Annotated in this window: 10 protein-coding genes; 3 read left to right on the top strand and 7 right to left on the bottom strand. The window is 59.3% G+C overall.

The genetic code is table 11. The annotated features are described in order from the left end of the window. Positions 1-61 precede the first annotated feature (61 nt). Positions 62-1,261, bottom strand: coding sequence for a cytochrome-c peroxidase (locus GOV79_RS19415; RefSeq protein ID WP_237218067.1), 1,200 nt, complete (start codon positions 1,259-1,261; stop codon positions 62-64). 84 nt (positions 1,262-1,345) lie between these two features. Between GOV79_RS19415 and GOV79_RS19410 the strand changes: the two genes are divergently transcribed. After that, a complete protein-coding gene (locus GOV79_RS19410) occupies positions 1,346-1,816 on the top strand; it encodes a tetratricopeptide repeat protein (RefSeq protein WP_170791366.1) in 471 nt (156 codons plus the stop codon). A 30-nt stretch (positions 1,817-1,846) separates the two neighbouring features. Here the strand turns inward: GOV79_RS19410 and GOV79_RS19405 are convergent, their stop codons facing one another. From GOV79_RS19405 to GOV79_RS19380, 6 genes are read right to left on the bottom strand one after another with little or no spacing between them, the layout of a single operon-like run. Further along, positions 1,847-2,908, bottom strand: a complete 1,062-nt coding sequence (locus tag GOV79_RS19405) for a TRAP transporter substrate-binding protein (RefSeq protein WP_170355481.1) — start codon at positions 2,906-2,908, stop codon at positions 1,847-1,849. A gap of 25 nt (positions 2,909-2,933) precedes the next feature. Further along, the gene (locus tag GOV79_RS19400) at positions 2,934-4,223 is read right to left on the bottom strand and encodes a TRAP transporter large permease (protein ID WP_170783146.1); all 1,290 of its coding nucleotides are present in this window, start codon (positions 4,221-4,223) and stop codon (positions 2,934-2,936) included. Further along, positions 4,224-4,811, bottom strand: coding sequence for a TRAP transporter small permease (locus GOV79_RS19395; RefSeq protein WP_170791364.1), 588 nt, complete (start codon positions 4,809-4,811; stop codon positions 4,224-4,226). A 53-nt stretch (positions 4,812-4,864) separates the two neighbouring features. Continuing rightward, the gene (locus GOV79_RS19390; RefSeq protein ID WP_170355478.1) at positions 4,865-5,380 is read right to left on the bottom strand and encodes a flavin reductase family protein; all 516 of its coding nucleotides are present in this window, start codon (positions 5,378-5,380) and stop codon (positions 4,865-4,867) included. Next, a complete protein-coding gene (locus GOV79_RS19385; protein WP_170791362.1) occupies positions 5,380-6,270 on the bottom strand; it encodes an aldo/keto reductase in 891 nt (296 codons plus the stop codon). The genes GOV79_RS19390 and GOV79_RS19385 overlap by 1 nt, the downstream gene beginning before the upstream one ends. Beyond that, a complete protein-coding gene (locus tag GOV79_RS19380) occupies positions 6,270-7,424 on the bottom strand; it encodes an LLM class flavin-dependent oxidoreductase (protein WP_170791360.1) in 1,155 nt (384 codons plus the stop codon). The genes GOV79_RS19385 and GOV79_RS19380 overlap by 1 nt, the downstream gene beginning before the upstream one ends. Before the next feature lie 108 nt (positions 7,425-7,532). Between GOV79_RS19380 and GOV79_RS19375 the strand changes: the two genes are divergently transcribed. Next, positions 7,533-8,243, top strand: coding sequence for a GntR family transcriptional regulator (locus GOV79_RS19375; RefSeq protein WP_170791358.1), 711 nt, complete (start codon positions 7,533-7,535; stop codon positions 8,241-8,243). A gap of 12 nt (positions 8,244-8,255) precedes the next feature. Beyond that, entirely contained in the window at positions 8,256-9,347 is a 1,092-nt protein-coding gene (locus GOV79_RS19370; RefSeq protein WP_170791356.1) for a Gfo/Idh/MocA family protein, read from the top strand. Positions 9,348-9,349: the final 2 nt, after the last annotated feature.

The raw sequence follows: 9,349 nt of genomic DNA, 5'->3' as shown, positions 1-9,349 counted from the left end.
ATGGACGCGTACGCGGAAGCGGCGGAATAAAAAGAAAACCCCCGCCCAGCGGGGGTTTTTCTTAGGGAACGAAGCCTTTCGGTACCCCGAATGGTGGAGAGTCCACGCTGGATCCCGTCAGTGCGTTGAGGAATGCCACGAGACTTGCGATGTCAGCTTCGGACAATTCCAATGGCGTGATGTCCATCTTGCCGCGCACACGCGCCATTTCCAACCGGTCGTCCCAGACGACGAAATCGGCTTTGTGCAACCAAGGAACGTTCGGCAGGTTAGCCATATCACGGGTCCATTGTGACAGGCTGCGTTCTGGATTCAGGTGGTGGCGTATCATGTTTTCTAGGTCCGGAAATGCTCCATTATGCCCATAGGGCGCCGTCAGAGCGACGTTTCGCAACATCGGAGTGCGAAAGCGGTAAGCATCTTCCAAGCGGTCGCTTTCCCCCATGCGGCCAACGTCACGCACATAGGGGTCCCATTGCCGCGTGCGGCCCGGCCCAAAAGGGGGCAGGGCCAAGGCGTGAAATTTTTGATCAGACATAAGCGGGCCGGAGTGGCACGAGGCGCAATTCGCCTTGCCGTAGAACAGGTCCATCCCGTCTTTCTGCTCTGCCGTCAGCGCCGAGGAGTCACCCGCGAGGTATTGATCGAACGTGCTGTCGGTGCTGCGCCATTCAACCGCCATGAACGCGGCTAAGGCGTTGGCGATCTGGGTGATTGTAATGTCCTCGGTCATGTTGACCTCATCAAAAGCGGCGACCATGGCCGGGCCATAGCGCGGATCGGTGCGCACGCGCTTGGCAAGGATCGGCCAGCCCAGATCAATCCGGTCGGCAACCGCTCCGGTCACTTGATTTTCGCCGACATTGCCGGCCATTTCGAATTGCGAGGTCAGCGGGAACAGCGCCTGTGCGGCGAGCAGCGAGTTCAGCCCCTCAGGCAACCATTCCTGGGCCGGAGAATTGAATCCGTTGCCGTAGACATCCGAGATACTCAGGCGGCCATCGTGGAATACAGTGTGAAGCTCTTTTGCCCCAAGGTTCCAAAGCCCCGGTGAATTGCGCGGGATGCGCTTGCGGATCTTTTCTGCGCCCACGCCGGGCATGCGGTCCGGTCCCAGACCCTGTCCGCCTTCACCGATCCCCAAAGACAACCCGTCCGACGTGCCGAAATCGGGGTGATGGCAGTGGGCGCAGGATATGTTCTGATTGCCCGACAGGATCGGGTCGTAAAACAGTTGATGACCGATGGCAGCCTGTTCCATATCAAAGAGGATAAAGTCATCATCGGTCAGCGGGCGCGGCAAATCCTGAGCCGCAGCCGCCCCGACGAAAAGGAAGAAAACCCAATGCGCCAGCTTGTATTTGCCCTTTGCTGTCTTGCCACCCCGGCGCTGGCCGAACTGGAACAGGCGCGTGACATGATGGAGGCCGGGGAGTTCGAGGCCGCGCGCGAGGAACTGATGCCAGCCGCGCGGTCCGGCAATGCCGAGGCCGAGGAACTGATCGGCGTCATGTACGGCCTTGGGCTGGGGGTCGAGCAGGATTACGAGCGGGCGTTTGATTGGTATCTGCGTGCTTCGATGAAGGGACATCCGGGTGCGCAATCGGGCGTCGGTTGGTATTATGAGCTGGGTCTGGGCATGCCCGCGCCCGATCTGGTGCGGGCGTATATGTGGTACACGCTCAGCGCGATTGGCGGTGATCCCGATGCGGCGATCAGCCTTGAGGAAGTGGTCAAGAAAATGTCGCCGGAGCAGATTGAAAGAGCGCATGTTCTGGTCAACGACTACAAAGGGTGGATGTACCCGTTTCGGTAAGGGCCGGACGAAGCGCCCGGCCCCTTTCGCTTAGTTCAGATCCGCATCGCGAGAGGCGTTGATATCAGCCTCGGCTGCAGCAACCGCTTCGGTCAGGGCGTTGAACACCTCGTCCCCGCGGGCCACGTTGGACTGGAACCAGTCATAAACCGGCGTTGCGGCCTCTTTGAACGCAGCTTTCTGGTCGGGTGTCGGCACATAGAGATCCCCGCCACCGGCGACGAAATCTTCATAGGCCTGGATCGACTTGCGCTTGGGCGAGGCAAAGGTGGCCTGCTGCAGAGCATAGAACCCATCGACCACCACGCGGCGCATGTCCTCGGGCATCTCCTGGAACTTGGCGTTATTCATCCACCACAACGCACCCATATAGGCGTGGCCGTCCAGCGTGACGTATTGCAGACCGGCATCGGGGAATTTCATACCCATGATGTCGGTGATGCCGTTCTTGGACCCTTCAACCACACCGGTCTGGAAGCTGGTGAACAGTTCCGGCCATGGGATCGGAGTAGGCGATGCACCAAGTGCCTTGACCAGCTCCTGAGGCAGGTCTGCGACCACGGTGCGGATTTTCAGACCTTCCATATCGGCTGGCTCAGCGATGCGACGCTGGGTGTTGGCGAAGTTGCGCCAGCCGCCGGTGTTGCCGATGGTCATCAGACGGATCGCGCCACCGGAATCCTCAAGCGCCATGTCGCGGACCTTGCGGGTGAAATCGCCTGACAGAACATGCTCGGCCACGCGGTCATCGGCCATCAGATAGGGCAGGTCCAGAACCTGCACGTAGGGGAAGATGCCTGACGCGCCGCCCGAAGTGGAGATATAGATGTCGATCGTACCGTCGGCCACGCCTTGCAGGCACTCGGCCCCGTTCGAGCACAATTGGGTGCCGATGAACAATTCGACCTCGATGGCACCGTTCGAGGCAGCCTCGACGTAGTTCTTGAAGACGATCAGACCATCATAGTCTTCGTCGTTTTCGTTTGAGTTCGCTGTGGCGCGCAGGGTGTAATCAGCAGCCGTTGCAGCTAGTGCGGATGCGGCCACCAGCGAGGTGGCCACCGCAGCGGTTTTGATGAAGTCTCTGAGCATTCGTTTCCTCCCTGTGATACTCAGTTCAGTTTGCAAATCCCGTTATCCTCGGGATCGTCATGGATAGTGCGGGGACATAGGTGATCAGGAAGATCACTATGATTTCGACAGCCAGAAACGGCAGGATCGCCTTGGCAATGGTTTCGACCTTTTCGCGCGATACGGCGGCGGCCACGAACAGCACCAACCCCATGGGCGGAGTGGCCAGGCCGACGGTCAGGTTGACGCTCATGATAATAGCAAAATGGATCGGGTCCACGCCGAGGCTTGTGAAAATGGGCGCAAGGATGGGGCCAAGGATGATGATCGCGGGGCCTGCATCCAGAAACATGCCGACGACGAACAGCAGCAGGTTGATCAGGAACAGCAGGATCAGCGGATTTTCCGACAGGCCAAGGATCAGTGCCGCCAGTTGTTCAGGAGCGTGGCTAAGGCTGACCACGGTCTTGAATGCCATCGCAGCGCCCACCAGCAGCAAAACCACCGCGGAGGTCAGACCCGCATTGCTGAGGATCTCGGGCACTTCTTTCAGGGTCAGCGTGCGCAGCACGAAGAAACCGATGATGAATGCATAGCCTACAGCGACCGCAGCAGCCTCGGTCGGGGTGAAGATGCCGCCGAGGATGCCCCCCAGAATGATGACGGGGGTCAGCAGCGGGAAGAACGCTTTGAGGCTTGCCTGACGACGCTCGGACCATGTGTATTTGCGGCTGGCGACGGGGAAGTCGTATTTGTCGGCCATGACTTTGATCATCAGCATCAGGCCGACGCCAACCATCACGCCTGGAACAATGCCTGCCAAAAACAGGGCGGCCACGCTTTCACCCATCACGTAGGCATAGATGATCATGATGCCCGAGGGCGGAATGATTGGCCCGATCACCGAACTGGCCGCTGTGATCGCAGCGGCGAAGCGGCGGGTATAGCCCTGTTTCTCCATCGCTGGGATCAGCATCGAGCCCAGTGCCGAGGTATCGGCGACCGCCGAGCCCGACAGGCCGGCAAACAGGATCGAACTCAGGACATTCACATGGGCCAGACCGCCGCGCAGGTGCCCCATCAGGGCCTGAGAGAACTCGACCAGACGAATGGTGATGCCACCACGGTTCATCAACTCTCCGGCCAGCATGAAGAAGGGGATCGCCATCAACGGGAAGCTGTCCATACCGTTATAGACGTTCCGGTACAGCAGCGTGATGTCGTTGGTTTGGCCGTTCAGCCAAAGCAAAATGCCGGGCGCGGCCAGAAGTGCGAAAAAGACCGGCAGGCCGATCATCAGGAAAATCAAGAAGGTGGGCAGGAACCAGATCAGCATCTATTCAGCCCCCACCGGTGCATCTGCGATTTCGGGTAGCAGGTCTCCGCCGCCCATCATCTTGACGATCGACCGCAGGATAAGCTCGATATTGACGACCAGCAGCAGGAATACCCCCACCAGCAACGATGCCATCATCCAGCTGCGCGGAACGCGGTACCACTCGTCAAACCCCAGCGAGGTCGGAACATAAAGCGCCGCCGTGGCGAAACGGCCGCCAAAACCCGTGACCTCGGACCAGCCGATATTCACGGCGACGGCCAACACTGCCAGCGAGACGAAAAGCAGAAACAGCATCAACACCTGTCCCAGCACGCGTGGCAGCATCATGGGCAGCATATCAATCGCCACAAACCCGCCGCGCCGGAACGCGGTGGGGGCCATCAGCCCGGTCATCCACAACATGCAGAAGCGCGCGGCCTCATCTGGCCAGGGTAGGGCGTTGCCTAAAACGTATCGGAAGAACACCTGAATCAGGATTGCGATCACCATCAATGCAATCGCAACGACACCAACCGCGCGGCCCAAACGCAGCACGGTTTCGTTCACGAATGCAATCGGCGCAAGCGCCGTTGCCAGTCCGCCCATGCGGATCCTCCCTTGTTCAGCCGCAGGTTTGTCCCGCGGTCGTCAAATCGCGCTTAGTGCTGCGCAAATTGGCCGAGTTTCCCGGCGTAGAATGTCAGCGCGTCTCCGTCCGCCATGCTGACTTTCAGGACTTTGCCCACCACGATCACGTGATCGCCTGCATCGTGATAGGCGTGCTGTTCGCACTCAAACCGCGCCAGACAATCCGGCAGCAGAGGTGTTCCGTTCCCGCAGCGGTCGTGGTCGATATCCCGCAGGGCGAACGCGTCTTTAGAGCAGCCAAAACACAGATCGGCCTGCTCCGACGATAGCACGTGCACGCTGAAATGGCGCGCCTTGTGGAAATAGGGGAACCGGCGCGAATTTCGGTCTCCGGCCCACATCACCAGCGGGGGGTCCAGCGACAGCGATGAAAAGCTGTTGGCGGTGATGCAGACCGGACCATCGTCGCTGTCACAGGTGACGATAGTCACGCCGGTCGCAAACTTGCCAAAAGCGTCCCGCAAGGTGCGGGTGTCATCTTTATGCGGGACGAATGTGTGAGTGATGTCCTTTGAGATTGCGTTCATCATGGTACCTCATGCCCCAGCGCCGCCTCGTAAAGGCGGAACCAACTTTCGCGATCCAGATTTACTTTCAATGCGTCCGAGATGCTTTTGATCCGGTCCAGATTGTTCGTGCCCAAAACCGGCAGAATTCCTGCGGGGTGCGCCAATAGGAAAGCGATGGCGACTGCCGCTCGATCCACGCCGAATTCGGCAGCTATCTCATCGGCCACTACGCCGACCGGAGGGTTTCCGGCCATCAGCAACCCGCCCCCCAAAGGCGACCACGCCATTACGCGTTGGTTATGCTGTTGATGAAAAGCCAGATCGCCATTGCTGAATGGGTCGATCCGGCCCAGAGACAGCTCGATCTGGTTCGTGACCAGACGCGTGTTCATGGCCGATTGCAGCAGGCTCCAGTCCCACGGGCGGAAATTCGACACGCCGACAGCGCGCACCTTGCCGCTGGCGACCACCTCATCCAGCGCGGCGCCGGTCTCAACGTGGTCCATGAACGGATCAGGACGGTGAATCAGCAGCAGGTCGATGTAGTCGATGGCCATCTCGGTCAGAGAAGTATCGACAGATTTCAGAATATGCGCGCGCGAGGTGTCGTAGTATTTGACCTTGGCGTCCGAATACCGTCCGCAGGGCGCGACGATATCGCATTTGGTGACGATCTCCATCTTTGACCGCAGGGCCGGGTTGGCGCGCAGGGCGGCACCCAGAATGCCTTCGGCCGTGTAGTCGCCGTAGATATCCGCCTGATCGAAACTGGTGATCCCCTGATCCAGACAGGCTTGTATCTTGGCCTCGACATGACCGGCCGAGGTGTCATCGTCATCCCCGATGCGCCACATGCCATATACAATGCGGCTCAGTTCCAGCGTGTCGGATAGTTTCACACGGTGCATCAGCGGCGAACTCCGGCGCCCAGCGGGGTGGCCGGGGTTTTTGCAGGCACGCGCCCGTATTTTTCGGGCAGCGAGCAGGTTTTCAGATTAGGCAGGACGCGGGCCCCGAAATGCTTGGCCTCATCCATGTGCGGATAGCCTGAGAAGATGAAAGCGCGGATACCCATCTTTTGATATTCTTCGATCTTGGACATCACCTGATCGGTCGATCCGACCAAAGCTGCCCCACAGCCCGAGCGCGCGCGGCCAACACCTGTCCACAGGCCCGGTTCTACATAGCCATACTCATCCGCCAGATCGCGGTTCTTGGCTTGATGCGCCACGCCCAGAGAGGTCGAATCCAGCGCCCGTTCCCGGATCGCACGGCCATATTCGTCATCCAGCTTCGAAACGATGTAGTCCGCATATTCCTGCGCTTCAGCCTCGGTATCGCGGACGATCATGTGAACGCGCAGGCCGTAGTCCAACGTGCGGTTGTAGTTTTCAGCCACGGCGTGAACGGCCTTCATCCGCTCGGCCAGTTGATCCTTGGTTTCGGGCCACATCAGGTAGACGTCGCAATGCTCGCCACAAAGGTCCAAAGCGGACGGAGAATAGCCTCCAAAATACAGTAGTGGACCGCCGGTCTGATAAGGCTTGGCCGGATCGGTGGTCAGGCCCGAGAAGTTGTAGACCTCACCCGCATGGTTGATCTCATCCTGTGTCCAGGCTTGCTTGAGGATCTCGACCACCTCGCGGGACCGCTGATAGCGGAACGCGCTGTCGGCCTTTTCGCCAGGGAAATCGGACGAGATGATATTCACCGTCAGCCGCCCTTGCAGCATGTGATCCAGCGTCGCAATGGTGCGGGCCAGCATGATCGGCTGCATCTCGCCACAACGCACAGCAGCCAGCAGGTTTATCCGGTCCGTGATCGGCGCGCAGCCTGCCACGAAACTCAGCGTGTCCTGACCGACCTGATAAGAAGACGGGCACAGGATGTTTCGGAACCCTTGCGCCTCGGCCTCGCGGACGATGCCGGAACAATGCTCCCAACTCGACCGGAGGTCACCATCCGGGACACCCAGAAACTGATAATCGTCTGAGCACAAAGCGGCGAACCACGAAACCTCGGCCGCATCCAGATCGGGGGATGTGATGGGGACGATGGTCATTTGATTCGTTCTCCGTGCATCTTTTGACTTTCCTCTTGCGTAGCAACCACTTTGATGTAGATCAATAGTGTATCAATTTTTTCTGCGACTCGGTGAAGCACTCCGAAAATGACTGCCAACAGCCGCAACCCCAACGCGCTGCCGATCTATGTGCAGATCGCCGAGCTTCTTATCCGCGACATTGCCGCGGGTCGGCTGATCGACGGCGAGCGCTTGCCGCCCGAACGGGACATGGCTGCGAACCTCAATGTCTCGGTCGGGACGCTGCGAAAATCGCTGGCGGAGCTTGAGAAAAAGGGGATGTTGGAGCGTATCCAGGGCTCGGGCAATTACATCCGCGAGACCGGGACGCAGAACAGCGTTTATGCTATGTTCCGGCTGGAACTACCCCAAGGCGGGGGCCTGCCGCGCGCCGATATCCTATCGGTGGATCATCTGGAAAAACCCTCCGATCTGCCGGAGTTTGGCACGTCGACCATAGGCTCGCGAGTGCGCCGGATGCGCTATTTGAATGACACAATCATCGCGGTCGAGGAAATCTGGCTGGATGAGTCCGCCGGAAAGGTCGATCAGACGCTGCTTTCGGATTCGCTTTATCGCTATTACCAACAGCAGCTTGGGTTCTGGATCACGCGGGCCGAGGATCGGGTTTCGGTCCGTGCGCTGCCCCAGTGGACGCCTGAGACCTTCACCAAACCCGCTGGCGAAGCGGCCGGTTATATTGAGCGGTTCAGCTGGTCCGAGGGGCCAGAACCGGTCGAGTTTTCAAAAACGTGGTTCGACCCGGATCGGGCCACCTATGTCCAACGTCTGAAGTAGAAGGAAACGCGCATGACCCGGACCATCCATTACGGGCTGATCGGATGCGGTATGATGGGGCAGGAACACCTGCATAATATCGCATTGCTAGAAGGTACGCGCGTCTCGGCGATTTTCGAACCCGACGCCGCGATGGCCAAAGTGGCGCAGACGATTGTACCGGATGCGCAGATGGTGGGTTCGGTCGAAGATCTGCTGGCCGTGGGCGATCTGGATTGCATCGTGATTGCCAGCCCTAATCATTTGCACGTGGATCAGATCAAGCAGATCGCGAGGGTGCGGCCCTTGCCTTTGCTGGTCGAGAAACCTCTGTTCACCGACCCAGCAGATGCGGCGCGGCTTGACGCCATCCAGCGCGACTACCCTCATCCGATCTGGGTGGCGATGGAGTATCGCTATATGCCGCCCATCGCGGCCTTAATTGAGGGGGCGCAGGTGACTGGCGGCGTTAAAATGCTGACCATCAAAGAGCACCGCTTTCCCTTTCTGGAAAAGGTCGGCAACTGGAATCGCTTCAACCGTAATACGGGCGGAACCTTTGTCGAGAAATGCTGTCACTTCTTCGACCTCATGCGCCTGATCCTGCAATCAGACCCTGTGCGCGTGACAGCAAGCGGGGGGCAGGCTGTCAATCATTTGGACGAGGCGTATGACGGAGAAACACCCGACATTCTGGACCACGGCTATGTCATGGTCGATTTCGCCTCGGGCGCGCGTGCCATGCTGGAGCTGTGCATGTTCGCAGAAGGCGCGCGATATCAGGAGGAGATTTCAGCCGTCGGGCCGGACGCGAAGATCGAGGCGCTGGTGCCCGGACCGGGCCGTTTCTGGCCCGAGCATCTTGGCGATGCACCGGTGCCGCAACTGATTGTAAGCCCGCGCCATCCCAAAGGGCCGGTTGCCAAGGATATTCCGGTCGATCCAACGCTATTGGCTGCGGGTGACCATAACGGGTCTACTTTCTATCAGCATCAAGAGTTCCTAGCCGTCCTGCGGGGCGACAAACCCGCCCCCGAAGTGACTCTGCAGGACGGGATGTGGGCTGTGCGCATGGGTCTGGCCGCGCAACAGGCGCTGGAGACCGGAGAGGCGGTTCGGTTCTAGGG

The sequence above is a fragment of the Ruegeria lacuscaerulensis genome, assembly GCF_013034745.1.
GTDB lineage: Bacteria > Pseudomonadota > Alphaproteobacteria > Rhodobacterales > Rhodobacteraceae > Ruegeria > Ruegeria lacuscaerulensis_B.
Note: the sequence above shows the minus strand (reverse complement) of the source record. Positions and strands in the feature narration are given on the sequence as shown.